The 26,357-nt window shown below is 65.1% G+C and carries 28 protein-coding genes and 1 other RNA gene; 9 read left to right on the top strand and 20 right to left on the bottom strand.

The features are described 5' to 3' along the window. Positions 1-47: 47 nt before the first annotated feature. The 3 genes from cobT to ACE10X_RS06680 all read left to right on the top strand — a co-directional run bounded on the left by cobT (position 48) and on the right by ACE10X_RS06680 (position 2,060). Positions 48-1,061, top strand: a complete 1,014-nt coding sequence (gene cobT, locus ACE10X_RS06690; RefSeq protein WP_038384388.1) for a nicotinate-nucleotide--dimethylbenzimidazole phosphoribosyltransferase — start codon at positions 48-50, stop codon at positions 1,059-1,061. A gap of 175 nt (positions 1,062-1,236) precedes the next feature. Continuing rightward, the gene (locus tag ACE10X_RS06685; RefSeq protein WP_016842535.1) at positions 1,237-1,527 is read left to right on the top strand and encodes a hypothetical protein; all 291 of its coding nucleotides are present in this window, start codon (positions 1,237-1,239) and stop codon (positions 1,525-1,527) included. 110 nt (positions 1,528-1,637) lie between these two features. Next, positions 1,638-2,060 (top strand): hypothetical protein, encoded by a 423-nt coding sequence (locus tag ACE10X_RS06680; RefSeq protein ID WP_038384394.1) that lies wholly within the window; start codon positions 1,638-1,640, stop codon positions 2,058-2,060. Positions 2,061-2,231: 171 nt separating this feature from the next. On the opposite strand, the gene ACE10X_RS06675 is transcribed toward ACE10X_RS06680, so the two are convergent. From ACE10X_RS06675 to ACE10X_RS06645, 7 genes are all read right to left on the bottom strand, one after another. Further along, on the bottom strand, positions 2,232-2,642 hold the full coding sequence (locus ACE10X_RS06675; RefSeq protein ID WP_038384389.1) for a VOC family protein: 411 nt from the start codon (positions 2,640-2,642) through the stop codon (positions 2,232-2,234). Positions 2,643-2,760: 118 nt separating this feature from the next. Next, positions 2,761-3,297, bottom strand: coding sequence for an SRPBCC family protein (locus tag ACE10X_RS06670; RefSeq protein WP_038384395.1), 537 nt, complete (start codon positions 3,295-3,297; stop codon positions 2,761-2,763). Positions 3,298-3,330: 33 nt separating this feature from the next. Then, positions 3,331-3,741 carry a DoxX family protein gene (locus ACE10X_RS06665; protein ID WP_375764099.1) on the bottom strand — a complete coding sequence of 137 codons (411 nt, stop codon included), beginning with the start codon at positions 3,739-3,741 and terminating at the stop codon, positions 3,331-3,333. A 169-nt stretch (positions 3,742-3,910) separates the two neighbouring features. Then, positions 3,911-5,449 carry an arylsulfatase gene (locus tag ACE10X_RS06660; RefSeq protein WP_375764098.1) on the bottom strand — a complete coding sequence of 513 codons (1,539 nt, stop codon included), beginning with the start codon at positions 5,447-5,449 and terminating at the stop codon, positions 3,911-3,913. Positions 5,450-5,639: 190 nt separating this feature from the next. Further along, entirely contained in the window at positions 5,640-6,920 is a 1,281-nt protein-coding gene (locus ACE10X_RS06655; RefSeq protein WP_375764097.1) for an RNA polymerase sigma factor, read from the bottom strand. After that, complete coding sequence (locus tag ACE10X_RS06650) at positions 6,917-7,285, bottom strand: YciI family protein (protein ID WP_028332829.1); 369 nt, start codon at positions 7,283-7,285, stop codon at positions 6,917-6,919. The genes ACE10X_RS06655 and ACE10X_RS06650 overlap by 4 nt, the downstream gene beginning before the upstream one ends. Positions 7,286-7,473: 188 nt before the next feature. Continuing rightward, a complete protein-coding gene (locus ACE10X_RS06645) occupies positions 7,474-7,767 on the bottom strand; it encodes a hypothetical protein (RefSeq protein ID WP_038384391.1) in 294 nt (97 codons plus the stop codon). Positions 7,768-7,854: 87 nt separating this feature from the next. On the opposite strand from ACE10X_RS06645, the gene ACE10X_RS06640 reads away from it, so the two are divergent. Together ACE10X_RS06640 and ACE10X_RS06635 are read left to right on the top strand one after the other, a co-directional pair. Continuing rightward, on the top strand, positions 7,855-8,820 hold the full coding sequence (locus ACE10X_RS06640) for a glyoxylate/hydroxypyruvate reductase A (RefSeq protein ID WP_038384392.1): 966 nt from the start codon (positions 7,855-7,857) through the stop codon (positions 8,818-8,820). Between the two features lie 116 nt (positions 8,821-8,936). Beyond that, positions 8,937-9,077: a hypothetical protein gene (locus ACE10X_RS06635; RefSeq protein WP_375764096.1), complete on the top strand. Its 141-nt coding sequence runs from the start codon at positions 8,937-8,939 to the stop codon at positions 9,075-9,077. A gap of 5 nt (positions 9,078-9,082) precedes the next feature. Here ACE10X_RS06635 and ACE10X_RS06630 read toward each other — a convergent pair whose 3' ends face one another. Continuing rightward, positions 9,083-9,733: a dihydrofolate reductase family protein gene (locus tag ACE10X_RS06630; RefSeq protein WP_038386555.1), complete on the bottom strand. Its 651-nt coding sequence runs from the start codon at positions 9,731-9,733 to the stop codon at positions 9,083-9,085. A 93-nt stretch (positions 9,734-9,826) separates the two neighbouring features. Further along, positions 9,827-10,486 (bottom strand): TetR/AcrR family transcriptional regulator, encoded by a 660-nt coding sequence (locus ACE10X_RS06625; protein ID WP_038386556.1) that lies wholly within the window; start codon positions 10,484-10,486, stop codon positions 9,827-9,829. Positions 10,487-10,579: 93 nt separating this feature from the next. Here ACE10X_RS06625 and ACE10X_RS06620 point away from each other — a divergent pair, with 93 nt between their 5' ends. Next, positions 10,580-11,224 (top strand): glutathione binding-like protein, encoded by a 645-nt coding sequence (locus tag ACE10X_RS06620; RefSeq protein ID WP_038386557.1) that lies wholly within the window; start codon positions 10,580-10,582, stop codon positions 11,222-11,224. Between the two features lie 317 nt (positions 11,225-11,541). On the opposite strand, the gene ACE10X_RS06615 is transcribed toward ACE10X_RS06620, so the two are convergent. The 7 genes from ACE10X_RS06615 to ACE10X_RS06585 form a co-directional block, all read right to left on the bottom strand. Continuing rightward, positions 11,542-12,009: a nuclear transport factor 2 family protein gene (locus ACE10X_RS06615; protein ID WP_038386558.1), complete on the bottom strand. Its 468-nt coding sequence runs from the start codon at positions 12,007-12,009 to the stop codon at positions 11,542-11,544. Positions 12,010-12,095: 86 nt separating this feature from the next. Then, the gene (ybgC, locus tag ACE10X_RS06610; RefSeq protein ID WP_375764095.1) at positions 12,096-12,545 is read right to left on the bottom strand and encodes a tol-pal system-associated acyl-CoA thioesterase; all 450 of its coding nucleotides are present in this window, start codon (positions 12,543-12,545) and stop codon (positions 12,096-12,098) included. Positions 12,546-12,713: 168 nt separating this feature from the next. Then, the gene (locus ACE10X_RS06605; RefSeq protein WP_038386560.1) at positions 12,714-13,631 is read right to left on the bottom strand and encodes a metallophosphoesterase; all 918 of its coding nucleotides are present in this window, start codon (positions 13,629-13,631) and stop codon (positions 12,714-12,716) included. A 238-nt stretch (positions 13,632-13,869) separates the two neighbouring features. After that, positions 13,870-14,919 (bottom strand): Holliday junction branch migration DNA helicase RuvB, encoded by a 1,050-nt coding sequence (gene ruvB, locus ACE10X_RS06600; RefSeq protein WP_016842550.1) that lies wholly within the window; start codon positions 14,917-14,919, stop codon positions 13,870-13,872. Positions 14,920-15,007: 88 nt separating this feature from the next. Then, positions 15,008-15,625: a Holliday junction branch migration protein RuvA gene (gene ruvA / locus ACE10X_RS06595; RefSeq protein WP_038386561.1), complete on the bottom strand. Its 618-nt coding sequence runs from the start codon at positions 15,623-15,625 to the stop codon at positions 15,008-15,010. After that, entirely contained in the window at positions 15,622-16,149 is a 528-nt protein-coding gene (ruvC, locus tag ACE10X_RS06590) for a crossover junction endodeoxyribonuclease RuvC (protein WP_028343970.1), read from the bottom strand. The genes ruvA and ruvC overlap by 4 nt, the downstream gene beginning before the upstream one ends. Positions 16,150-16,465: 316 nt before the next feature. Beyond that, entirely contained in the window at positions 16,466-17,212 is a 747-nt protein-coding gene (locus tag ACE10X_RS06585; RefSeq protein ID WP_016842553.1) for a YebC/PmpR family DNA-binding transcriptional regulator, read from the bottom strand. 213 nt (positions 17,213-17,425) lie between these two features. Between ACE10X_RS06585 and ACE10X_RS06580 the strand changes: the two genes are divergently transcribed. Together ACE10X_RS06580 and ACE10X_RS06575 are read left to right on the top strand one after the other, a co-directional pair. Next, complete coding sequence (locus ACE10X_RS06580; protein WP_375764094.1) at positions 17,426-19,204, top strand: methyl-accepting chemotaxis protein; 1,779 nt, start codon at positions 17,426-17,428, stop codon at positions 19,202-19,204. 197 nt (positions 19,205-19,401) lie between these two features. Then, a complete protein-coding gene (locus tag ACE10X_RS06575) occupies positions 19,402-20,826 on the top strand; it encodes a methyl-accepting chemotaxis protein (RefSeq protein WP_038386571.1) in 1,425 nt (474 codons plus the stop codon). A 474-nt stretch (positions 20,827-21,300) separates the two neighbouring features. Here ACE10X_RS06575 and ACE10X_RS06570 read toward each other — a convergent pair whose 3' ends face one another. Further along, the gene (locus tag ACE10X_RS06570; protein WP_038386563.1) at positions 21,301-22,272 is read right to left on the bottom strand and encodes an ABC transporter substrate-binding protein; all 972 of its coding nucleotides are present in this window, start codon (positions 22,270-22,272) and stop codon (positions 21,301-21,303) included. A 155-nt stretch (positions 22,273-22,427) separates the two neighbouring features. On the opposite strand from ACE10X_RS06570, the gene ACE10X_RS06565 reads away from it, so the two are divergent. Further along, positions 22,428-24,194, top strand: a complete 1,767-nt coding sequence (locus tag ACE10X_RS06565; protein WP_038386572.1) for an adenylate/guanylate cyclase domain-containing protein — start codon at positions 22,428-22,430, stop codon at positions 24,192-24,194. Here the strand turns inward: ACE10X_RS06565 and ACE10X_RS06560 are convergent. From ACE10X_RS06560 to ssrS, 3 genes are all read right to left on the bottom strand, one after another. Then, entirely contained in the window at positions 24,191-25,021 is an 831-nt protein-coding gene (locus tag ACE10X_RS06560) for a TIGR00282 family metallophosphoesterase (RefSeq protein ID WP_038386564.1), read from the bottom strand. The two genes, ACE10X_RS06565 and ACE10X_RS06560, sit on opposite strands and share 4 nt — an antisense overlap. Positions 25,022-25,023: 2 nt before the next feature. Further along, complete coding sequence (locus ACE10X_RS06555; RefSeq protein ID WP_028343974.1) at positions 25,024-25,602, bottom strand: 5-formyltetrahydrofolate cyclo-ligase; 579 nt, start codon at positions 25,600-25,602, stop codon at positions 25,024-25,026. 171 nt (positions 25,603-25,773) lie between these two features. After that, a non-coding RNA gene (gene ssrS, locus ACE10X_RS06550) (6S RNA) lies at positions 25,774-25,933 on the bottom strand. Positions 25,934-26,357: the final 424 nt, after the last annotated feature.

The raw sequence follows: 26,357 nt of genomic DNA, 5'->3' as shown, positions 1-26,357 counted from the left end.
TTTCCGGATCATGCATTAGCTTGCGGCCCGCTCGACGAGGGAATCGCATGCAGTTCAGTACTCTAGACGACATCCGCGGCTTTTGTCGCGACCTGCCGCAGGGCGACGAGGCCAGTGCCGCGGCCGCCACGCAGCGCCAGCAGAACCTGACCAAGCCGCCGGGAAGCCTCGGCCGCCTGGAAGAGGTTGCGATCTGGCTGGCGCGCTGGCAGCGGCGCGAGATGCCCCGGCTCGATCACGTCACGATCGCCGTGTTCGCCGGCAATCACGGCATCGCCGAGCGCGGCGTTTCAGCTTATCCCTCCGAGGTCACCGCGCAGATGGTGGCGAACTTCGCCGCCGGCGGCGCTGCGATCAACCAGATCGCCAAGCTTGCCGGTGCCGAGCTGCGCGTCGAGCCGCTCGAGCTGGCGCGCCCGACCCGCGACTTCACGACCGGGCCGGCGATGGACGCCGCCGATTTCCTCGTCGCGCTCGATACCGGCTGGCGCACGGTGCCCGAGCAATGCGATCTGCTCGTGGTCGGCGAGATGGGCATCGCCAACACCACGGTCGCCGCGACGCTGTGCGCGGCATTGATGGGCGGGCGCGGCGTACGCTGGGCCGGCCGCGGCACCGGCGTCGACGATGCCGGGCTGATACGCAAGCGCACCACGATCGACGCGGCGCTCAAGCTGCATCGCGGCGTGATCGACGATCCGCTCGCCACCGCGATGTCGCTCGGCGGACGCGAGCTCGCGGCGATCGCGGGCGCCGTGCTGGCGGCGCGCGCACGCTGCATTCCGGTGCTGCTCGACGGCTTCGTGGCGACAGCCGCGGTGCTGCCGCTGGCGCGGCTTCAACCCGACAGCCTCGCGCATTGCCGCGCCGGACATGTGTCGGCCGAACTCGGCCACCGCGAATTGCTGCGCGAGCTCGAACTCGCCCCCTTGCTCGATCTTAACATGCGGCTCGGCGAAGGCTCCGGCGCGGGGGTTGCGATCCTTTTGTTGCGCGCGGCGCTCGCCTGTCATGGCGGCATGGCGACCTTTGCCGAGGCCGGCGTCTCCGGCGCGGACTGAGGCTCTCGGGAGAGCCGGAAGGTCCCTCAAAAAGCCGGTGCATAGCGTCGGCACGGGCCGCAATCTTCGCGTGTGCAGCATGACCTCCACGCGCTTAGGGCCTAACCTTCGCGGCGGTGGGGCGCCGGCCGGCGTCTCAGCCGTGCTGAACCAGATGCCGGGGAGAAATTACCTCATGTCGGGCGTTCTCATCAATCTGATCATTCAAGTCATCAGCGGAGCCGTCGGCGGCAATGTCGCGGCGGGAGCGGCCAAGAACATCGATCTCGGCACGCTCGGTAACACCATCGCAGGCGCCATCGGCGGCGGCGCGGGCGGACAGCTTCTGGGCATGCTGATCCCGCTGCTCGCCAATTCCGGCGCGACGCCTGACATCGGCAGCATCATCGGCCAGGTCGCCGGCGGCGGCGTTGCCGGCGCCGTGCTCACTGCGATCGTGGGGGCGCTCAAGAACCGCGCGGCCTGAGCCACCTGCTGTCGCGACCGGGACATCGGTCTTGACGATGCCCCATTCCGGCGCGAGCCTTGCGGCTTCAGATGCGGCACCTCGATCGCATCGTGGCAGGGATTGCGCGCATGAAAATACTTGTCGCGGCGGCAGCTCTCTGCGCAACGGTTAGCTGCGCGCAAGCCGATGTTCGTATCCTCGCCAGCCCCGGCGGGGAGGTCGGCCCGTTCATCGAACTGTTCGACAAGGTGCGCGAGTCGGGCGAGCGCGTCGTGATCGACGGGCCCTGCCTGTCGGCCTGCACCCTGGTGCTCTCGATGGTGCCGGGCGACCGCATCTGCGTGACGCGGCGCGCCGTGCTCGGCTTCCACGCCGCGCGCTCGATCGACCAGCGCGGCCGCACGTATGCCGAGCCGGAAGCGTCCGTCGCGGTGCTGCAAGCCTATCCGGCACCGGTGCGCGGCTGGATCGTCCGCCGCGGCGGCCTGACCTCGCGCCTCTTGCTGCTGCGCGGCCGCGAGCTCGCGGCGATCTATCCGCGGTGCAGGTAGCGGCGTGGATTGCGTCTTTCTTGACCCGCCGACGCTACCGGACCGTCATCCTGAGGTGCGAGCCCTTGCGAGCCTCGAAGGATGAACGGCCCCGCCGGTGGCCGTCGATCCTTCGAGGGCCGCTGAAGAAGCGGCCACCTCAGGATGACGGTCCAATCAGGCTGCTCGGGGTTACATCCCCTGCGGGCAGTTCACCATCCAGGGGATGCCGAACTGATCGACGCACATGCCGAAGCCGTTGGAGAAGAAGGTCTTGCCGAACGGCATCGTCACCGTGCCGCCCTCGGACAGCGCCTTGAAGCGGCGTTCGGCCTCCGCGGGATCCTCGACCTGCAACGCGACGTGAAAACCCTGCGACTTCTGGAAGTGGCCGGGCGGGGCGTCGGACGCCATGATGATCTCGCCGTCGATCGTGAGGCGAGCGTGCATGATCTTGTCTTTCCAGCCGGGCGGCGTCTGCATCTCCGCACTGCCCTCGCCGTAGGGGAAGGTTTCCTCGATCCGCGCGCCGAGAACCTTCTCGTAGAATTTCAGCGCGGCGCCGCAATTGCCGTCGTAGGAGAGATAGGGGTTGACTTGCATCGCACGCTCCCTTGGGTCATTCGAGCCTCGTCCGGATGGTATCGGAACGAGGGTTCTGGATTGTTATCTTGACACGTTTTCTTGACGCGAACCGGTAATCACTTCGCGCGAAAACGCGCTACTTTTCAGTCAGCTTCTTCAGATTGGCGAGACCGACCTCGAAATCCCTGCCGATCATGCGATCCAGGTTCATGAACACCTGCATCACCTTCGACATGAAGACGGCCGGACCATACATGGTCCATGTGACGCTGGTCGCATCTCCCTGCGGCAGCATTGTGAACTCGGCGGTGTTGTGGCCTTCGAACGGCTTGATGAAGTCGAGCTTGATGACGATCTTCGACGGCGCGGAGGATTGCAGGATCTCCATGCGGCCGGCGCCGACATTCTTGTTGCCGTCCCAGGCGTAGACTGCACCCTGCCCGCGCCCGGCGCCGCCATAAATCCGCTTCATGGCCGGATCCCGGTTCTCGTAGGGCGACCAGAGCGTCCACTGATGGAAATCGTCGATCAATGGAAAGATCCGCTCGGCCGGCGCGTTGATGCTGATCGCACGCGTGACGCGGAGCGTGCCCGGCTTGGTCGCCGCGAGGACGAGGATGACGGCGATCGCGATGCCGAGGACGATCGCGATGACGACAATGGTCTCCAACATGACAGTCTCCACAAGGATGGATTGAACAATACCTCACCGGCGAAATGGAAGCATTGCGCGCAGATTGCCGTCGCGCAGATAGAGCCCGCCCCACAACATCAGGCCGAGATAAAGCCCGAACAGCGTGTGGGTGAACAGCGGGCTGCCGATCCGCACATGTAATGCGATCGCGCCGCCGAGATAGCCGGTGAGCAGGATCGCGCCGAGGATCGAGGTCGGCGGCACCGAGTACAGCAGCGTGCAGACGATGGTGATGATGCCGAGGCTGCGCGCCAGCGCATCGCTCGCGCCGAAGCCCATCCTGTCCATGGTCTCGGTGACGACAGAGAGCGGCACTAGCTTGATCGCGCCGTCGAACAGCAGGAACAGGACGACCACGCCGCTCATGACGCGTCCGGTGATGCGGGCGGGCTTTGAGACTTCGGTGTCGACGATCGTCGGCATGACAGGCTCCGTAACGCTTGGTGATGCTCTGTCATCAAGACGTACGGCGGAATGCGAGGCCGACACCCCCGGTGAAGATTTTTGCATGTCGTCGCAATGCATGATCGAGGCTCCCGGTGCGGGAGCTCGAGTCACGGGCATCCAGCCAGATTCAATGTGGTTTGCCCCTTCAACGGGGTCGGCCCCGCAGTCCCTCGCCCTCAGTCACCTTGCGTGAAAAAGGCTCCCTCGTTGGGCAGCGAAGGCGGCCCGTGAGCGACCCCCTTGACCGCCGCGAACGCGTCGGCAAGAAACAGGGACTTGGCGCTCTCCCTGGCGAGTTGTTCGATGCGGGACTGCAGCTCCCTGACCTTCTGCGGATTGCTTTCGGCCAGATTGGTTTTTTTTCCGACGGGTCTTGCGGGATATTGTACAGCTGGGTCGCCGAAGGGAGCGGTGTCCGCCAGATCAGCTTCCAGTCACCTGCGCGCACACCGCCGCGGAACGGCTCGATGTTGTAGACCACCTCCTGCCTGGGCGAGGGGGCGCCTTTGCTGACGGTGGCCCAGACGTCCAGTCCATCGAGCGGCTTTCCCTTGCCCGGCTTGGCGAGGTTGGCGCCGGCGAGCGTCGGGAACATATCGACGACGTGCATCGTCTCCCTCACCTCCCCGGCTCTGATTTGCCCGGGCCAGTTCGCGAACGCGGCGACGCGCGTCCCGCCTTCGTACAACATGCCTTTTCCGCCGCGGTAAGAACCGTTGTCGGCCGGCAGCTTCAGCTTCGACACGTCGGCATCCCCGGCAAGGAGCGCGGTCTGGTTGCCGCCGTTGTCGCTCATGAAAACGATCAAGGTGTTCTGGCGCATCTTCTTCCGTTCGAGCGCGGAGACCAGCTTGCCGATCTCGTCGTCCATGCACGTGATCATGGCGGCGTAGGTGCGTCTCGTCGGATCTTCGATATGCCGGTACCTGTCGATGTATTCCTTCGGAGCCTGGTAAGGGGAATGCGGAGCGGTAAAGGCTAGATACAGAAACAGCGGTGTCTTTGGATCATGGGCGTCGATTTGCGCGACTGCATCCGCACCCCACAATTGAGTGACGTAGCCCGGCTCGTTCACCGGCTTGTCGTTGCGATACCAGTCGCGCACATTTGTAGATGAATGGGTGAAGTAATCGACCTCGCCCACCATCGATCCATAGTGGTAATCAAACCGGCGTTGACGCGGCCAGAACTTGCGGTCGGCGTGCCCAAGATGCCACTTGCCGACCATGGCGGTCCTGTAGCCCGGTTCCTTGAGCGCCTGCGGCAGCAGCCATTCATCAGTCGGCAATCCGTATTTGGCGGGCGTCGGAATGACCAGGGTTTGCAGGCCGTAGCGGCACGGATAACGGCCGGTCATCAATGCTGCGCGGGTGGGAGTGCACATCGGCTGGACGTAGAATTGCTCGAGCCGGGCCCCGTCCTGCGCAAGCTTGTCGATATTTGGGGTCTTGATGTCGGAGCCGTGAAATCCGACGTCCTTCCATCCGAGATCGTCCGCGACGATGCAAACGATGTGCGGGCGCGGCGCGGTCGATTGCGCGGCGGCAGACGTGGGGTTCGCAGTCGCAATTGAGGCCAACGCAAGCATGGCCAGGACCGAGCTGCCGTTCAACAGGAGATCGCGGCGATTTATTTGGCGATTGCCTTGCGGCTGAATGCATCGATTCATCGAGCGGGCGATCAATCATTTCATTCTCCGGGCAATGGTTTTGTGTGCAATTCATGCAGGCTACTGCGGAGGTGCGCCGCAGGGAAGCAGGTAATGGCAGCAGCGGCGTCGTTTCGACGCCGGGCGGCAATCGGGGCTTCGGGGGAAGCATCGTGTTCGGGGAGGAAGCGACGCAGAGCGTGACGGCCGCGCGACAGCCTGACGACTATTTCCCCGCCTTCGCGTTGCGCGGCTGGCTGTCGCGCATCAGGCGGTCGATATGCATGCGGATGTGGGCGGCTTCGGCGGTGGTGTTGGCGAGCGCGATGGCGCGGTCGAAGGCGATGCGGGCCTCCTCGTTGCGGCCGAGTTGCATCAGGAAGGCGCCGCGCACGCCGAAATAATGGAAGTAATTGGCGAGCCGCGGTGCCAGGGGCTCGATCATCTCGAGCGCGGCTTCCGGCCCCTTCACCTTGGAGACCGCAACGGCGCGGTTGAGCGTGATCACCGGCGACGGCTGCATGACCTCGAGCGCGCCGTACAGCAGATCGATCTGGGTCCAGTCGGTATCCTCGGGCTTTTCCGCACGGGCGTGCAGCGCTGCGATCGCCGCCTGCACCTGATACGGCCCGCTGCGGCGGTGGCGCATCGCCTTGTCGATCAGCGCGAGGCCCTCGGCGATCTGCTTCTGATTCCACAGGCTGCGGTCCTGGTCATCGAGCAGGATCACCTGGCCGTCAACGTCGAAGCGCGCCTCGGCGCGGGCGTGCTGCAGCAACAGCAGCGCCGTCAGCCCCATGATCTCGGGCTCGCTCTGGAACAGCCGCAGCAGCAGGCGGGCGAGGCGAATCGCCTCCTCGCACAGCGGCGCGCGGATTTCGTTGGTGTCGCCGCTCGCCGAATAGCCCTCGTTGAAGATCAGATAGATCATCGCCGCGACCGAGGCGAGCCGCTCGCTGCGCTCGACCGCACCCGGCGTCTCGAACGGCACGTTGGCATCGGCGACGCGCGCCTTGGCCCGCGTGATGCGCTGCTCCATCGCGGCTTCCGAGACCAGGAAGGCGCGCGCGATCTGCTTCACCGTGAGACCTGAGACGATGCGCAGCGCGAGCGCGATCTGCTGCGTCGCCGGCAGATCCTTGTGACAGCAGATGAACAGCAGCCGCAGGATGTCGTCGCGGTAGTGCGAGCCGTCGAGCCGCTCGGCGATCTCGTCCTCGGCGTCGTCGAGGTCGGAGATCGCCTGGTCGTCGTCGGGCAGCGGCTGCTGCTTCTTGTTGCGGCGGACCTCGTCGATCGCGACATTGCGGCCGACCATGATCAGCCACGCCGCGGGATCGCGCGGCGGGCCGTTCTGCGGCCAGCTCTTGAGCGCCCGCAGGCAGGCGTTCTGGAACGCTTCCTCGGCGGTGTCGAGATTGCGGAAGTAGCGCAGCAGTGCGCCAACCGCCTGGGGACGCGCGGACGTCAACGCAGCATCGATCCAGGCGGTGTCGGTCACGCTCACGCCTTGGTACCCCCCTGATTGAAGTAGCCGACCGGGCGAATCTCATAGGTGCCGCCGGGATTGGCCTCGCCGAGGTCGCGCGCGATGTCGAGCACCTCGTCGAGGTTCTTGCCCTCGACCAGATAGAAGCCGAGCAGTTGCTCCTTGGTTTCGGCGAACGGGCCGTCCAGCACCAGCGGCGGATTTTCCTTGCGCAGCGTGGTCGCCGCGGTGGTCGGCAACAGCCGCGCCACCGGGCCGAGCTTGCCCTGCTTGGCGAGTTTGTCCTGCACGACGGACAGTTTCTGCATGACGGAGGCGTCGTGTTCCTTGCTCCAGGAACCGACCATGTCTTCGTCATGATAGCAGAGGATGGCGTACAGCATCGAAAAGGCATCTCCGTTCATTGCAAGAACGAACGATTATGCCCGCTGCCGACAGGGGGCGCGAAAGAAATTTAGGTTCCGGATGCCGACGGTGGATTTTGATCGAGGCTCCATGGCGAGCTTCGACAAACTGGACCTCAGCCGCGGCGACGGCATGTCAGGCCGTCACCGCGACGATGAGCACGCTGTCACCAATAGACGCCGTAGCGGCCGTCGATCCGACGCGCCTTGGCTTCATCGCTCTCGCGATGGCGGACGTGGCTCCTCGTCGCCGGACGGGACGCCTGCTGCCGCGGGGACTCCACGGGTTGTGCCTGGGCCTGTGATGGGGCCCGCTGGGCCTCGCCCTGAGCTGGAGCAACGGCCGGTTGCGCCCGCGCCGGCGCATCAGCGCTTGCGAGCACGAGGCCGCGGCTTTGATCGGCGTGGGCCGTGGCGACGGCGGCGAGGATGAGAGCCGACACCAGGATCAGTTTGCGCATGGAAGTTCTCCCCTGTTGATGGCAGGAGATGAATGCGGGCTGGACCCGCTCTGTGACATACGTCACATTGATGTTGGAGGTATCGGGATGGGTAAGGGCGCACTCGCGCTGCTGATCAATGGCGGCTCGGAAAACTGGTCGTCGGCGCGCTGGAAGGCGCGGTTCGATGCGGTCTGCCCGGACCGCCGCGTGGTGCTGCTGCCGGACGGCGCACTCGATCCCGCCGAGGTGCATTACGCCGCGGTGTGGAAGCCGAAGCCGGGCGAGCTCGCGGCATTCAAGAACCTGCGCGTCATCTTCAATCTCGGCGCCGGGGTCGACGCGCTGATGGCCGATCGCTCGCTGCCGGACGTGCCGCTGGTGCGGGTCGCGGTCTCCGATCTCACCGACCGCATGACCGAATATGTCGTGCTGCATGTGCTGATGCATCACCGCCAGGAGCTCTATTTGCGCGAGTCGCAGCGGGTGAAGCGTTGGGCGCCGGATTATCAATGGGCGGCGAGCGCGATCACCGTCGGCGTGATGGGGCTCGGCACGCTCGGCGCCGCCTCGGCGCAGGTGCTGCGCGCGCTCGGCTTTCGCGTCGTCGGCTGGAGCCGCAGCGAGAAGCGGATCGACGGCATCGCCTGCTATCACGGCGCGGACGGGCTCGACGCATTCCTGCGCGAGACCAACATCCTGGTCTGCCTGCTGCCGCTGACGCCGGACACAAGGCACGTGCTGAACCGCGACGCGTTCGCAAAGCTGAACCGCGAGAGCCCGCTTGGCGCGCCCGTCATCATCAATGCCGGCCGCGGCGGCTTGCAGAACGAGGCCGACATCCTGCGCGCGCTCGATGACGGCACGCTGGGCGCCGCCTCGCTCGACGTCTTCGAGACCGAGCCGCTGCCCGAGGCGAGCCCGTTCTGGAGCCACCCGAAGGTGGTGCTGACGCCGCACAACGCCGCCGACACCGACGCCGACGAGATCTCGAAATATGTCGCGCAGCAGATCGCGCGTTTCGAGGCCGGCGGCGCGCTGGAGAACCTCGTCGATCGCAAGCGGGGGTATTAGCACCGCCGTCACCCAACACAGAGTGTCGTCCCGGCGAAAGCCGGGACCCATACTCCGCGGCCCCTCATTGGGGCATGCGGGGAAACCATCCTGCGCAACAACGAGGTCCTGTGGTTATGGGTCCCGGCTTTCGCCGGGACGACAAGTGGAGAGGCCGCTTCTCCCATCCCGGCAACGAGTTCGGCGAGCCGGTCGTAGGCGAGCTCGACGCCCTTCTGGATGCCGGAGTTGAGGTGGCGCTGCTGACGCAGGCGTGAGCGGTCTAGGATTTGCGCGCGAAGGTGACGTGGGTCGCGTGCGGGCTCGCGACACGCGAGACGACGGCATAGCCGAGGGCGGGCAGATCGAGGCCCGCGAACAAACTCTCGCCGGCGCCGAGTGCGACCGGCGGCAACACCAGTTGCAGCTCGTCGAGCAGGCGCGCCTGCAGGAATTGCCGCACCACCGAAACGCCGCCGCCGACGCGGATATCCTTGTCGCCCGCAACCGCGCGCGCCCGCTCGAGTGCGGCAAGCATGCCGCCGGTCACGAAGTGGAACGTGGTGCCGCCTTCCATCTCGATGTCCGGCCGCGCGTGATGGGTGAGCACGAACACCGGCGTGTGGTACGGCGGATTGTCGCCCCACCAGCCCTTCCAGGCATGATCCGGCCACGGCCCGCGGATCGGGCCGAACATGTTGCGGCCCATGATCCAGGCGCCGATCCGCTCCATCGACTTGCGGGCGATCTCGTCGTCGAGCCCGGTGGTGCCGCCGTCCTGGCCGGTCATCGCGCGAAAGGTTCGCGTCTCGAAGAACCAGGCGGCGGGCAGCGCCAGGCCGCCCACGCCAAACGGATGTTCGAGGCTCTGATTCAGCGCCGCGCCAAATCCGTCGATCGAGACCGTGAATACTGAAGTCCTGACTTTTCCCATGATGTTCCGCTTCCGTGAGTGGGGAGACCTTACGGAAGACGGGCGGGAAAGCCAGCGCCCGACATTCGCCGCGCGAGAAAGTTTCTTCGGCCGCTACTTCGCCCCGCACAGCACGTCGACGGCGCCCTTCACGATCGCCTCGAGCTCCTTGCGCGGCACGCGGGCACGGGCGCGGATCGCGATGGTGTGGATGGTGGCCGAGGCCAGATGCGCCAGCGCCGCCGGATCGGTCCCCTCAGGCAGTTCCCCGCGCTCCTTGGCATGGCGGAAGCAGATGCCGAACGCCTTGTCGAGCTCGGTCAGGCCCTCGACCACCATGGTGCAGATGTCCGGATCCGACACCGCCTCCGACGCAGCCGTCATCACGGTGAAGCAACCGCGCGGGCCGGATTCGCCGGAGAGATAGATGTCGAGCGCGATCCGATAGATGCGCTCGAGCCGCTCGCGCAGCGGCGCGTCGGCGCGGAAGATGTCGACCATCGCGGCGCGCGCGTCGTCGCGATAGCGCTGGTAGCTCTTGATGTAGAGCTCGCGCTTGTCGCCGAACGCGCCATAGAGGCTCGGCCGGTTCATGCCGGTCGCCGCGCTCAGGTCGTCGAGCGAGGTCGCGGCGAAGCCGTCGCGCCGGAACAGATCGAGCGCCTTGCCGAGCGCGACATCGGGCTCGTAGGCGCGCGGCCGCCCGCGGCGCTTCGGGGCGACCGGCGCCGCGATTTTGGCAGCAGATGGCGGCTTCCTAGTTTTTTGTACCATTTCGCATTTAATTCCTTGACGCCGCCAATATTATCCAAGACAGTACAAAAATCAACAACGGCCGGACACCCGCGCCAGACACTGGAGGCACCCATGGACCTTTATTTCTCGCCCCTCGCCTGCTCGATGGCGACCCGCGTCGCGCTCTATGAAGCCGGCCAGCCGGCCAATTATCTCGAGGTCGACCCGAAGACCAAGGCGGTGCGCAACGACGGCTCCGACTTCAACAAGGTCAACCCGCTCGGCCTGGTGCCGACGCTGCGCACCGACGACGGCGTCGTGCTGACCGAGAACGCCGCGATCCTGCAATATGTCGCCGACCAGTTTCCGCGGGCCGGCATCGGCACCGTATCGAACGCCGAGCGTTCAAAGCTGCATCAATGGCTGTGCTTCATCGGCACCGAGCTGCACAAGGGCTTGTTCCTGCCGCTGCTCGACAAGAAGGCGCCGCCGGAGGCCAAGACCTATGCGCTGGAGAAATACGTCTCGCGGCTCGACTATCTCGAGGATCATCTGAAAGGCCGCGACTACCTGCTCGATCATTTCAGCGTCGCCGACGCCTATCTCGTCACGGTGATCAACTGGACCATGGCGACGCCGCCGATCGAGCTCGCGAAATGGCCGGCGCTGAAGGCCTATTACGAGCGCCTGCGCACTCGGCCCTCGGTTGCGAAGGCGCTCGCGGAGGAGTTCGAACTCTACAAGGCCGAGATCGCGCGGCATAAGGCTGCGGCGTAAGGGACACTGAGATGCGACGGCTCCGAGCGCGGGGCCGTCCACCCTTCGAGGCTCGCTCCGCTCGCACCTCCAGCGGCCAGGGCGAAGCCTTTGCGCGGGGGTGACGGAGCGAGGATCCGCGCGCTTAACTCTAGCCGCGCACTCAATCTCATCCCCGTCATGCTGAGGAGCGCGGAACGCGCGTCTCGAAGCACGACGGCCCAGCTCCCGCCGTTTGTAAGTAGCCCGGATGGAGCGAAGCGCAATCCGGGGAGGGTCAGCCACAGACGAGACCGCCGCCCCGGATTTCGCTTCGCTCCATCCGGGCTACGCGCCAGTCAGAACGGCTCCGGCCCCAGGCCCGGCACATCGGCCGGACGCGGGCCCGGGGCGGGCCAGTGGAAGCGGCGATCCTTCTCTGCGATCGCGATGTCGTTGATCGAGGCCTCGCGGCGGCGCATCAGGCCGTGCTCGTCGAACTCCCACTGCTCGTTGCCGTAAGAGCGAAACCAGTTGCCGCCGGCATCGTGCCATTCGTACTGGAAGCGGACCGCGATGCGGTTGCCGTCGAATGCCCAGAGATCCTTGATCAGGCGATACTCCTGCTCCTTTTCCCATTTGCGGGTCAGGAAGGCCACGACCGCCTCGCGGCCCTGAATCACCTCGGAGCGGTTACGCCAGCGGCTGTCCTCGGTATAGGCGCCGGCAACCCGAACGGGGTCGCGCGAATTCCAGGCGTCCTCCGCCATGCGCGCTTTCTGCGCGGCGGTCTCGCGGGTGAAGGGTGGCAGCGGCGGGCGTGACATCGGCGATCCCTCGCGGTTGTTTTGTCACGCGCAAATCTATCGCCGCCGGATGAAGAGTCGATAGGCCCTTTCCTATCGCCCCATAGTTAAGCCAGATCGGCCTTCATCAGCGCACGGATGGACTTCGGAATCGGCTGTGCCCTGCCCTGACTGACGAAGGCGACGCGCACATGCGCATTCACAAGCACGTCATCACCGCGCCTGACCTCCTGCGCGAGCATGATGGAGGCGCCCTTCACCGCGATCGGCCAGGTCACGACATCGAGCATGTCGTCCATCCGCGCCGGTTTGAGGAAGTCGAGCGTCATCGAGCGCACCACAAAGGCGAAGCCGCCGGTCTCCTCCTGCGCCTCTTCGAACAGCGCGTTCTGTTCGGCGCCCATCAATCGGAGATGATTGGTGCGCCCGCGCTCCATGAAGCGCAAATAATTGGCGTGGTAAACGATGCCGGAAAAATCGGTGTCCTCGTAATAGACGCGGACCTGCATATGGTGGCGGCCATCTCGGATCGCGCCGTCGATATGGGGTAAGGTCAATTGCGGCCCTCGATTGCGCTAGAGCGCGATGAATTCAGCTTGAAGCGTCATCGCGCTAAGGCTTCGTCGTTTGAGCATAATCTTTTCGGAAAACCGCTTCGCACTTTTCCGGATCATGCTCTGGAAGAACAATCGTGTTGCGCAAATCGCGCGATCACGCAAGCGCGATCAGGACAGCACCGGCCCCTTTGCGCCAAGCGTGATCTGGACGATCTCGGGCGGCACGCCGAGGCGGAACGGCATGATGCTGCAGCCGAGGCCGCCGGAGACAACGACGTCGCATTTCAGCTTGATATGGCCATAGGCGAGCCGCATGCCGTGCTTCACCGGCACCGCAGGCGACCAGCCGAGCAGCCGCACCTGTCCGCCATGGGTGTGGCCGGACAGCTGCAACGCGACGCGCGAGGGCACGCGGAGCGCGACGTCGGGCTCATGTGCGAGCAGGATCACCGGCGCGTCGTCGGTGACCTTGGCAAGCGTCGCGTTGAGATCGTCGACGCCGATGCGCGAGACCTGGCGATAGGGCCGCGCCGCCATGAAGGCGAGCTGGTCGCCGAGACCGGCGAGCCAGAACGGACGACCGTCCTTGGCGAGCCGCACCGCGTCGTTCTCGTAGACCGGAATCCCCGCCCCCTCCAGCGCGCGGCGCGCGAGCGGGATGCCGCGCCCCAAGCGCTGGACCGCCTTGTCTTCCCAGTAGTCGTGGTTGCCGAGTACGGCGTGCACGCCGAGCGGCGCCTTCAGGCCCTTGAGTACCGCGGCCCAGTCGGAGGCCGGAATGAAGCGCGTCACATGACGTAGCCCGGCGACATAGTCGCCGAGCAGCACGACGATGTCGGGGTTCAGGGCGTTCGTCCGCTCGACGATCTCAGCGATGCGATCGAGCGACATCCAGGGATCGCAGGCGTGGATGTCGGCGAGCGCGGCGATCTTGAGCGGAAAGTCCGCCGGCCATTGCCGCGGCGACAGATCGTAGCGCGTGAGCGCGAGGCGGACGACCGGTTCGCTCAAGCCATAGGCCGCGGTCGAAGCGGTGGCGGCGGTCAATCCGCCGAACCCGCGCAGAAAATGACGACGTGAAATCATGGATGTGTGATCGGTGATGCCTGGCGCTTGTCGAAAACACTCTGGGCTATCATAGGCCCTTTGATTGGAGCGAAATTGGGCCGCGTTTGTGCAGACGGCCTGCAGAGATGCCGCAATGGTTAGTAGGCAAGGTTACCGGTAAGCGCGACGCGCTGCATCAACACGTCATTCACGTCTTTGGGAGCGGAGGCCTTTTGTTCGAGCATGAAAACTGCTTCGCGCTGTTCCGGAGCATGCGTCAGTCCTCGTCGCCATTGCCGCCGAACAGGCCGAACTGCGAGGGGTCGCGGTTCGGCTCGGCGAGGCCGAGATGGCGGAAGGCGTGCGAGGTCAGGAGCCGGCCACGCGGGGTGCGCTGCAGATAGCCGCACTGGATCAGATAGGGCTCGATGATGTCCTCGATCGCATCGCGCGGCTCCGATAGCGCCGCCGCCATGGTTTCGACGCCGACCGGCCCGCCGCCATAGTTCAAGGCGATGGTGGTGAGATAGCGTCGGTCCATCGCATCGAGCCCGGCGCTGTCGACCTCGAGCGCGCTCAGCGCCCGGTCGGCGATGCCGCGGTCGACGGAATCGGCGTCCGCCGCAGAGGCAAAGTCGCGCACCCGGCGCAGCAGGCGGCCGGCGATGCGCGGCGTGCCGCGGGCGCGGCGCGCGATCTCGTTGGCGCCATCCGGGCTCATGCCGATATTGAGCACGCGGGCGCCGCGGGTGACGATCTTCTCGAGCTCTTCCTCGGTGTAGAAATTGAGCCGGATCGGAATGCCGAAGCGGTCGCGCAACGGATTGGTGAGCAGGCCTGCGCGCGTCGTCGCGCCGACCAGCGTGAACTTCGACAGCTCGATCTTGACCGAGCGCGCCGCCGGACCTTCGCCGATGATCAGGTCGAGCTGAAAATCCTCCATCGCGGGATAGAGCACTTCCTCGACCGCCGGGCTGAGGCGATGGATCTCGTCGATGAACAGCACGTCGCGCTCTTCGAGATTAGTCAGCAGCGCCGCGAGATCGCCGGCCTTGGCGATGACAGGGCCGGAGGTGGCCCGAAAGCCGACGCCGAGCTCGCGCGCGACGATCTGCGCCAGCGTGGTCTTGCCGAGGCCGGGGGGACCGACGAACAGCACGTGATCGAGCGCCTCGCCGCGCTTCTTCGCGGCCTCGATGAAGATCGAGAGATTCTTGCGCGCCTGGGCCTGGCCGACGAACTCCGTCAGCGACTGCGGCCGCAGCGCGGTGTCGCCGACATCATCGGAGCGGCGTTCGGGCGAGACCATGCGCGAGGGCGTATTCATGATGCGAGACTAACACGAGGCTGGTAGTTCCCCCTCGCCCCGCTCTTGCGGGGAGAGGTGAAGAACGGCTGGCACGGGTATCCACTGATCACTTCGATAATTCCTTCAGGCCCAGCCGGATCAGCTGCGCGGTCTCGGCCTTCTCACCGGCGCTGCGCGAGGCGGCGGCGATGGCGGCGGCGGCCTGCGGCTGGCCGTAGCCGAGATTGACCAGCGCGGAGATCGCGTCGGTGACTGGACGCGGCGCGCGATTGTTGTCGATCGCACCCGAGAGCTGCACCACCGCGGGATCGACATCGGCAAAGCCCGGCGCCTTGTCCTTCAATTCGCTGACGATGCGCTCGGCGACCTTCGGCCCGACCCCCGGCGTGCGCGCCACCGCCGCCTTGTCGCGCAGCGCGATGGCATTAGCGAGATCGGTCGGCGGCAGCGTGCCGAGCACCGCGAGCGCGACCTTGGCGCCGACCCCCTGCACGGTCTGCAGCAAGCGAAACCATTCGCGCTCATGATCGCTGCGGAAGCCGAACAGCTTGATTTGATCCTCGCGGACATAGGTCTCGATCGAGAGCACGGCGGCACCGCCTGGCGACGGCAGCGCCTGCAACGTGCGGCTCGCGCAGTGCACCTGATAGCCGACGCCGCCGACGTCGAGGATCACGTAGTCCTCGCCATAGGAATCGATCAGGCCCTTCAGCTTGCCGATCATAGGCTCGCCACCCTGAGCCGCAGCGCGGTGCTCTGGCGGTGATGCGCGTGGGTGATCGCGACCGCGAGCGCGTCCGCGGCGTCGGCGGACGGCGGCTCGGCTTTCGGCAGCAGGATCTTCAACATCACCTGGATCTGGTTCTTCTCGGCATGTCCGGCGCCGACCACGGTCTTCTTGACCTGGTTGGGCGCGTATTCGGCAACCGAGATACCGAACATTGCGGGCGCCAGCATGGCGACGCCGCGCGCCTGGCCGAGCTTCAGCGTGGCAACGCCGTCCTTGTTGACGAAGGTCTGCTCGACCGCCGCCTCCGCAGGCTTGTAGTCGCCGAGCACGGCGGCGAGCCCCTCATGGATCGCGAGCAGCCGGCTCGCCAGCGGCAGATCGTCCGGCGGCTCGACCGAACCGCAGGCGATATAGACGAGACGATTGCCTTCAGTCTCGATCACGCCCCAGCCGGTGCGGCGGAGACCCGGATCGATACCGATGATGCGGACGGGAGAGCGAATCGGCTGGGATGTCATGGGCTAGTGATACCGCCTGCGCCGGGAGAACGAAACACAAACGGAGCCTCATCCCCTGCCGCGGTCGTTGAACTCGGCCCACTCGTCATCCCCGCCTAGGCGCAATTGCGCACGGGAGCGGGAATCCAGTACGCCGCGGCTTCTCGGCTCGAATGCGGGTCTCTGCAATACTGGGTCGCCCGGTCCAGCCGGGCGACGACAGCAGTGCAAGCGACTAGAGCGTTTTCGAGCGAAGTGGATACCGGTTCGCGTGAAGAAAACGCGTCAAAACAAGAATCTAGAGCCCCGTTCCGATTCCATCGGAACGGGAAAAGCTCTAGCCGCCCATCTTCGCGATCAGCGCGTCGGACACCTCGAAATTGGCGAACACGTTCTGCACGTCGTCGTGCTCGTTGAGCAGGTCCATCAGCTTCAGCAGCTTTTCGCCGGTCTCGTCGTCGACCGCGACGGTGTTCTGCGGTTTCCAGGTCAGCGCCGCCTTGCGCGGCTCGCCGAACTTCGCTTCCAGCGCTTTTGCCACTTCGCGGAAGGTGTCCTGCGAGGCGTAGACCTCATGGCCGCCTTCGCTGGAGACCACGTCGTCGGCGCCGGCCTCGATCGCGGCGTCCAGCATGGCGTCGTCGGAGGCGACCTTGGCGTCGTATTCGATGATGCCGGTGCGGTCGAACATGAAGGCGACCGAGCCGGTCTCACCGAGATTGCCGCCCGACTTGGTGAAGAAGGAGCGGATATCGGAGGCGGCGCGGTTGCGGTTGTCGGTCAGCGCCTCGACGATCACGGCGACGCCGCCGGGGCCATAACCCTCGTAGCGGATCTCGTCATAGTTCTCGCCCTCATTGCCCGCCGCCTTCTTGATGGCGCGGTCGATATTGTCCTTGGGCATGTTCTCGGCGCGGGCCGCGACCACGGCGGCGCGCAGCCGCGGATTCATCGCCGGGTCCGGGGTGCCGAGCTTGGCCGCCACGGTGATTTCGCGGGCCAGCTTGCCGAAAAGCTTCGACTTCTGGGCATCCTGCCGGCCCTTGCGGTGCATGATGTTCTTGAATTGGGAATGGCCGGCCATGCGACGTCTCTTCGGAGCTTAGGGTCTGAACAGGGATGGAAAACGCGGCCTTATAGGCCCCTCACGGTCAAAATCAAAGGATCGGCGGGGCCTTCCGGCGGAGGAATACTACCGCAAGCCGGAATATGAGGCACTTGTTAACCATGACTTCATGCCCGGGTGCGAGGATCGCCCCGTCCCGCCGCAACTTTCCAGAGCCCCCAAAGAGCCCACATGGCGTTCGGTTTGTTTCGAAAGCAAGTGCCGGAGCCGGCTACGCCGGCCGTCGCGCCGCAGGTTCCAACCGCGGCCACGGCCCCTGGTGTCTCGACCGAGACTGATTCGGCCAAGGATTCGGCTAAGGATTCGTCCAAGGAGATCCTGGAATTGCTGGAACTCGAGCTCGGCGCGATGATCCGCCAGCTCGAGCGTGCCGCGAGCTCGGTCGCCGACGGCACCGAGGCGACCGCAGCCAAGCTCGCCACCATCCGCGCCCGCACCGACGCGCTGACCGGCCGCAGCAGCGATGCACAGAGCACCGCGACGACGTTCTCGGAAGCCGCTGATCGCTTCACCCACTCCGCCGAGGGCATCGGGGCGCAGGTGCGCAGCGCGAGCCAGCTCGCCGACGAAGCCGCGGCCGCGGCGCGCGAGGCCACCGCCAATGTCGATCGCCTGCGCGAGTCCTCAGCCGCGATCGGCAACGTCGTCAATCTGATCGCGCAGATCGCGCGGCAGACCACGCTGCTCGCGCTCAACTCGACCATTGAAGCGGCACGCGCCGGTGCCGCCGGCAAGGGCTTTGCGGTCGTCGCAACCGAGGTCAAGGCGCTGGCGGTGCAGACCCAGAGCGCGACCGAGGAGATCACCCGCAAGATCGAGGCGCTGCAGAGGGACGCCACCGGATCGGCCGACGCGGTGCACCGCATCTCGCAGGCGATCGAAAAGATCCGCCCGGTGTTCGAGAACGTCAACGGCTCGGTCGCCGAGCAGAATGAAATCACCGGCGAGATGGGCCAGAACGCCGCCTCCGCCTCGCACTTCATCATCTCGGTCGGCACCAGCGCCGGCGAGATCGATTCGGCAACGCGCGAAGCCGCCGCGCATGGTGACAATGTCGCCAAGGCCGGCAAGGCGGTGACCGCCTTTGCGCAGAAGCTGAAAGCGCGCTGCGCGGTGCTGCTGCGCCAGGACGAGCGCGGCGATCCGCGCAAGAACGAGCGCCTGCCTTGCAGCCTCAAGATCGAGATCACGACCGCGCGCGGCATCGTCATCGCACCGGTCTACGAGATCGCGATGGACGGCATCCTGATCGGCGGCCCCGATGCCGAGAAGCTGCCGGTGCAGGAGACCCTGAACGCGACCTTGCAGGAGATCGGCGCTTGCCGGATCCGGATCGGCGAGCGCTCCAAGGCAGGCAGCCAGGCCCGCTTCGAGGCGGCAACCGCCGAGCTGCGCGAAAAAATCGAAGACCGGATGTGGGCGATCCACGAGGAGAACGCCGAGCTCGTCACCCGCGCGATCGAAGCCGGCAGCGCGCTGAGCAAGATCTTCGAGAACGGGCTGGCGAGCGGCGCGATCACGATCGCCGACATGTTCGACACCGACTATGTCGAGATCGCAGGCACCAATCCGGTGCAGTACCGCACCAAAATGCTGGACTGGGCGGAGCGCACGCTGCCGGCGTTCCAGGAGGCGTTCCTCGCCAGGGACAAGCGGATGGCGTTCTGCGTGATGATCGACCAGAACGGCTATCTGCCGGTCCATAACAAGGTCTACTCGCAGCCGCAGCGGCCGGGCGACGTGGCATACAACACCGCCAACAGCCGCAACCGCCGCATCTTCAACGACGCCGCGGGTCTCGCCGCCGGCCGCAACCAACGCGCCTATCTGATCCAGACCTATGCGCGCGACATGGGAGGCGGCAACACGGTGATGATGCGCGAGATCGACGTACCGATCCGCGTGCGCGGCCGGCACTGGGGCGGGTTCCGCACCGCCTACAAGCTTTGAACACTTCGTAGCCCGGATGAAGCGAAGCGTAATCCGGGACACGTGTTTCCACGGGCAGGAGCCCCGGATTTCGCTGCGCTGCATCCGGGCTACACAGTGCGCGCTCAGGCAAGACCGGCAGCGCGAATCACGCTCTAGGATTGGAATGGGGAATGCTGCGGCGGCCGACAGGCCGCTGTAACGGAGGAAGCGTCGATATGTCGGCCGCGCAGCTTGCAGTTCTGGATACGTCATCGGACCGAACGCTGGCCGAGCGGCTGGTGGACCAGCTCGCCGACCGCATCGGCGGCCTCGGGGTGGAACTCGCCGACATCGCAGGCAACGTCCAGGAGGTCGCGAACCGCGTCAGCAGCCAGTCCGAGCGCTTCCATCATTTGCAGACGACGGCCGAGACGATGGTCGCCGCCAATCACGACATCGCCAATGCATCGCAGGCGGTGCAAACGACCGCATCCGCCGCGGTCGGCCAGATCGCGGAGTCCCGCCATGTGGTCGAGACGGCGGTCAGCCATATTGCCGAGCTCGTCGCCGCGGTCGGACGGATCGAGGCACGGCTCGCCGCGGTCGGCTCCGCGCTGAGCCAGGTCGCCAAGGTCTCCGGTTCGATCGAGGCGATCGCCAAGCAGACCAATCTGCTGGCGCTCAACGCCACCATCGAGGCGGCGCGCGCCGGCAATGCCGGCCGCGGCTTTGCCGTGGTCGCGAGCGAGGTCAAGAACCTTGCGGAAGCGACCCGCCAGGCGACGCATCAGATTTCCGACACCGTGCGCGATCTCGACGGCCAGATCGGCAGCCTGATCGGCGAGAGCAGCGATGCCTCGTTGCGCGCCAAAAGCGCCGGCGAAGGCGCGCAGCAGATTTCGGGCATCATCATGCGCGTGCAGGAAGGCTTTTCATCCGTCGGCGCCGAGATCGGCAACGTGGCGCGCGCCGCGACCTCCAATCTCGGCCATTGCGACAGCGTGATCGCCGAGCTGAACGAACTGGCCAAGGGCGTCGATCTCTCCTCGCGCGACCTCAAGCACGCCGACAGCCGCGTCGCGAAACTGCTCGAGCTCTCCGAGAGCCTGATCGTGACCATCGCCGACAGCGGCGTGGAGACCAGTGACACGCCGCTGATCCGCGTCGTGATCGACACCGCAAGGCAGATCTCGGACCTGTTCGAGACTGCCGTCGCGCGCGGCGAGATCACGCTCGCGCAATTGATGGACGAGAATTATCGCGAGATCGCCGGCACCAATCCGAAGCAGTACCTGACCGACTACGTCGCCTTCACCGACCGCGTATTGCCCGCGATCCAGGATCCGATCCAGAAGAGCGACCCGCGCATCGTGTTCTGCGTCGCCTGGGCGCGCAGCGGCTATCTGCCGACCCACAATCCGAACTACCGGCAACCGCAGGGGCCGGACCCGGTCTGGAACAACGCCAATTGCCGCAACCGCCGCCTGTTCAACGACCGCGCCGTGAGCAAGGTCGCGGCCAACACAAAACCGTTCCTGCTGCAGACCTATCGCCGCGACATGGGCGGCGGCAATTTCGTGCTGATGAAGGATCTGTCATCGCCGATCGTCGTGAACGGCCGCCACTGGGGCGCATTCCGGATGGGTTTTCGCCAGGGCTAGCCCAGCCCCTCGCCGGGATGGCGGGGTGCACGGCCAAAAAAATGGAAAACAACCCCATGCACAGTAGCCGGCGGCTGCCGGCGGTCGACACTGCACTTGACATGTCGGGCAACTCGGAATTATTCTTCTATTATTCCGAAATAGTACGAACACTCCTCGTCGCGGAATCCGCGGCTCCATCCCACGTCATTGCGAGGAGCTCGCGACAAAATTGCAAAGCAATTTTGCGCTGAAGCGAAGCAATCCATGCCGCCGCTTGTGGTAAGATGGATTGCTTCGCTTCGCTCGCAATGACGAAAAAATCTGCAGCGAGCGAGCGCTGAAACTCACTTCACCCAAAACCCGGCACCGCGGGCTCCGCGACATGGGCGGCGGCAATTTCGTGCTGATGAAAGACCTGTGTTCGCCGATCGTCGTGAACGGCCGCCACTCGGGCGCATTCCGGATGGGTTTTCGGCAAGACTAGAGTCCGTCCTACTCGATGACGCGATCGGCCCTCATGAGCAGGGACGGTGAGATCGCGATATCCAGGGCCTTCGCCGTGCGCATGTTGATGACGAATTCAAACGTGGTCGGCTGTTCGATCGGCAGATCGACCGGCCTCGCCCCCTTGAAGACGCGATCGACATAATAGGCGAGACGCCGGTAGGAATCAGCGACCTTCGGTCCATAGGTAAACAGCGCTCCGCTCTGAGCGAAAATCGGCCATCCGGATATGGCCGGGATATGCTTGCTCATCGCGAAATCAATGATCATCTGCCGGTTCTGGATCGCGAAGCCGTCGGCGAGAATGGAGACCGCCTGCGGAGGATCGTCGGCCATCGCTGCCAGCGCGGCTGTGAGCTTGTCCCGGGTCTGGGTTGGGAAGTAGTCGATCGTGATTCCGAGCTGGCGTCCCGTCTCTTCGGAAAAACCGCGCTCGAGATGCGCGCCGGGATGTTCGGGGTTGCCAATAACCGCGACGCGGCGAAGCTTCGGGATGATATCCTTGAGCAGGTCGAGGCGTTTCCCGTTGAGTTCGACCGCCATCAGGGTGAGGCCGGATTTATTCCCGCGAGGCTTCGCGAGACTGTCCGCAAAGCCGGAAGAAACGGGATCCGCGCTGATCACAAAGACGACGGGTAGATCGAGCTGAGGAAGCTCGAAGGCCGCCGTCCCCTGAGCCACGATCAGGTCGACCGGCTGCCGCACCAGCTCGCGAACGAGTTCCGACACGCGGCCGTCGACCCCCTCGCCGTAGCGATATTCGATCGCAAGGTTTCGCCCTTCAGTATAGCCATGCTCGCTGAGGCCCTGGCGGAATGCCTCGATATAGGGTGCAAGACTCGCCGCCGTCTGTGCGGTCACCCAGCCGATGCGACGAACCCTCTCCGAGGATTGCGCCACCAGCGACTTCGGCACGAACGTCGCGGCTAGTGTCGAAGCAAGGAACGCGCGTCGATGCATATCGCGCCTCCTCCCGAACGGACGTAGTAATAGAAATTTGTCCTTGCTCCCCCTGAAAGGTTCACTCGGCCTAAGGCGGCCGTCGCCGAACCTGCCTTGGGCTCGATGGCGTGATAGTATCAGGCGAGAAGTGGTGCTTTCAAAAGGTACTCCACGTGCCGAACCCGCACCGGACGCTTTTTGTCAAATATTTCTTCACGCTGTTCGTTGCCGTGGTTTTGCCTTTGGCATTGGGAGCGATGGGGGAAGCCTGGTTTGGCTATCGCGAGCAACGCGTTCATCTAACCGAACTCCTCCGATCCGAATCCCGATCAGCCGCCGACCGGATTCAGACCTTTACCGATGGCATTCGTGACCAGCTCGGATGGCTCGTGCAGTTTCCCTGGACGGACAGCCAGGACGAGCAGCACAAAATTGATGCTCAGCGCCTCTTGCGGCAGGTGCCGGCGATCTCCTCGGTTTCGCTGTTCGATGGAGCAGGTGTCCGACACGCGATGATATCCCGACTGGCAATCAACCGCGTTGGCGAAGACACGAGTTCTCGGAGCGACCCGGCCGTGGACAAACTCCGCGAGGGCGGCTCCAAGGTGTGGTACGGCCCCGTCAGATACCAGCGCGGCTCGGAGCCTCACATGGCAATCGCAATAAGCGGAAACCGGAACGCGACCGGGTTCGCCGTTGCGGACGTCAACCTGAAGCTGATCTGGGATGTGGTCACGGCCATCAAGATCGGCGAGACCGGAGACGCGTTCGTCGTCGACGACACTGGCCGGCTGGTGGCTCATCCCGACATCAGCCTTGTGCTGCGCGGTGACGCGACGGCCGACGCCTTCAATCGTCTGCGGCACGATATAGCCAAATCGGGCGACTCCGCCACCGAAACAGAAGATATCGAGGGTCGCCCGGTCGTTGCCCTGGCGGCGGAAATCCCCAGCCTGAGATGGACCGTGGTCGTCCAGCAGCCGGCGGCGGAAGCATTTGCTCCCTTCCGGGCCTCTCTGTGGCGCTCGCTGCTGCTGGCGGCGATCGGCACCTTGCTTGCCATCGTCCTGGCCTACTGGCTTGCAGGCCGGATGTCGGGACCGATTCGGCTGCTCGAAGAAGGCGCACAGCGGGTCGGTGCCGGTCAATTCGATCACCGCGTGACGATCTCGACGGGTGACGAACTCGAGCGGTTAGCCGTTCGCTTCAACGGGATGGCAAGGGAGCTTGGCCTCTCAAAGGAGAAATCAGATCGCATCAATCGATTGAAGCGCTTCCTCGCCCCGCAGATTGCCGAACTTGTCGAGAGTGCCGGCGACGATACCGTGCTCGAGGGGCAGCGGCGGGAGGTGGTGGCCGTTTTCGTCGACCTGCGCGATTTCACGTCGTTTTCGAATCGCAACGAGCCTGAGGTCGTGATGAGAGTCCTCGATGAGTATCACGCGGCTGTCGGAACGATCATCGTAAGACATGGGGCGACGCTGACCAATTTTACCGGCGATGGCCTCATGCTATTGGTCAACGCTCCAGTGAGTTGCCCGGATCCCGCGCTTGCAGCGCTCAACCTCGCAATCGAGATGCGATCCGTGGCGCAAAGCCTCGTGGCCGGCTGGCGCAAGCACAATTACGGGATCGGCATGGGAATTGGACTTGCGATGGGCCCGGCGACAGTGGGGCGCATTGGATACGAAGGTCAGTTTGCCTACACGGCAATAGGAAACGCAGTGAACCTGGCGGCTCGACTGTGCTCTGCCGCGATCGATGGCCAGATCCTTGTTGATCAGGCTGTTGCTACAGCGGTCGATGGACATATACCGCTGCTGGCTCTTGGGAGCGTTACGATCAAGGGATACGATGAGCAAGTGCCGGTTTTTGCCGTGGCTCCGGATGCGTCAGCCTATCGGGACGACCCTAACGCGGCTCCCCCCTCCGCGCACTAACGGGTCACCCAAAATCCCGGCACCGCGGGCTCGAGCCGCCCACCGGCGCGCACCGGCGCGACCTTCACCGCGAGCCCGGTCGCATCGTCGGTCTCGACCGCGACGCCGCTCAGCGTTGCCACACCGCCCGCCGGCTCAAAACGGCCGGAGGGAATGCCGGTGAGGAAGCGCTGCAGCGGCTCCTCCTTCTGCATGCCGATCACCGAGTCATAGTCGCCGGTCATGCCGGCATCGCTCATATAGGCGGTGCCGCCGGGCAGCACCTGATGATCTGATGTCGGCACATGGGTATGCGTACCGACCACGAGGCTGACGCGGCCGTCGCAGAAGAAGCCGACGCCCTGCTTCTCGCTGGTCGCCTCGGCATGGAAATCGAGCACGATGGCGTCACAGCCCTCGCGCAGCGGGCAGGCCTCGAGCTCGCGCTCGATGGCGCTGAACGGATCGTTCGAGGACGGCTCCATGAAGACGCGGCCGATCGCGTTGATGACCAGCGCTCGCTTGCCGCTCTTGGTATCGACCAGCGTGGCGCCGCGGCCGGGCGAATGGCGCGGGAAATTCAGCGGGCGGATCAGGCGCGGCGCGCGCTCGATGAAGACCAGCGCCTCCTTCTGATTCCAGGCGTGGTTGCCGAGCGTGATCGCATCGGCGCCGGCGTCGAGCAGCTCCTGATAGATCGCCTCGGTGATGCCGAAGCCGCCGGCGGAATTCTCGCCATTGACGACCACGAGATCGAGCGACCAGTCCCTGATCATGCCGGGAAGGTGGTCGGCGATGGCGGTGCGGCCGGTCCTGCCGACGACGTCACCAACGAAGAGAATTCGCAAGGCTAGCTACTCCGGAAATCGAACGTCTTGCGCTCCGTTAGCACATAATCGAGCGGGACGTCGTGCGACAGCGCCGGAATCGCCTTGGTTTCCTGTGCAGCAAAGGCAAGTCCGACCCCGATCACATGCTTGGCCTTGCGCAGATGCGCGAAGGTATAGTCGTAATAGCCGGCGCCGTAGCCGATGCGGTGACCGAGCTTGTCGAAAGCCGCGAGCGGCACCAGCATCACGTCCGGATGCACCTCGGCGGCGGCCGGCGACGGCTCGGGAATGCCGAGCGGCCCGAGCATCAGCCGGTCCTGCGGCGACCAGCTGCGGAAGATCAGCGACTGGCCGCGCGCGTTGATGCAGGGCAGCGCGAGCCGCGCGCCCTTGTCGGCAAGCTTCTTCATCAATGGCGCCGGATCGAGCTCGCTGCGGATCGGCGCATAGCCCGAGACGATCATGCCCTGCGCGATCTCGAACGGCGCGCCGCGCTTGGCGAGCGCTTCGGCAGCCGTCGCGCGCTGCTCGTCGCTCAGCGCATCGCGCTTGGCGAGAGCAAGTGCCCGGAGCTCGGCCTTCGATGGAGATGCGTGCATGATCCATCTTCCGCTGTCGTCGTCCGCGACAACGGACGATCCATCATTCCAGAGACGCTAGCTTTCGTTAAGGCCAGGCCGCGGCGCGCTGGACGCCCCGTATCGCGGGGCACAACACTGCTAGACAATTCAACCGCCGCAGCGCGACGACAAGGCAACAGCAAAAATCAGTGCGAAGCCGCAGAGGCCGTTGGAGCGCTCGATCCCGGAGTCCCTACGAAAGTAGGTGGGCACCATATGTCCGGGTCCACGGACCCGGCCAGGGACAGTTCCCTAAAGGATCGATAAGGCCCCGGGGATATATGGCTCCTGACGCACGACGCAGCTTCGCGGGGCTAATGTAGCCATCGTTGCCGCAATCCGCCAGCGGTAAGGAAGACGCAGTCGAGGCTAGCACGTCTCTTCACCCTCCCCTGGAGGGCAGGGCTATCGCATTTCGTGGCGGTGCCCCTCGTGGCCATCCTTCGAGACGCCCGCCTTCGGCGGGCTCCTCAGGATGAGGTCTTGTTTTGCGGCACAATAGTAGACCCTCATGGTGAGGAGCGCCGCTTGCGGCGCGTCTCGAACCACGAGGCCAAGCACTTGCGCGGTCGCCAAGGGGCATATGCGATAGCCCTGCCCAGGAGGGGGAGGGTCGGCTCGCGATGAGCGAAGCGAATGCGAGACGGGGCGGGGTGATCTCTCAACACGGCACTGCGCGCGTGGAGGGACCGTCACCCCACCTCGCCGCTCATTCCATGAGCGTCGATCCCAAG

It is taken from the genome of Bradyrhizobium sp. Pha-3 (assembly GCF_042258325.1).
Classification (GTDB): Bacteria; Pseudomonadota; Alphaproteobacteria; order Rhizobiales; family Xanthobacteraceae; genus Bradyrhizobium; species Bradyrhizobium elkanii.
The sequence above is the reverse complement of the archived record's forward strand: the minus strand, read 5'-3'. Positions and strand labels throughout refer to the sequence as shown.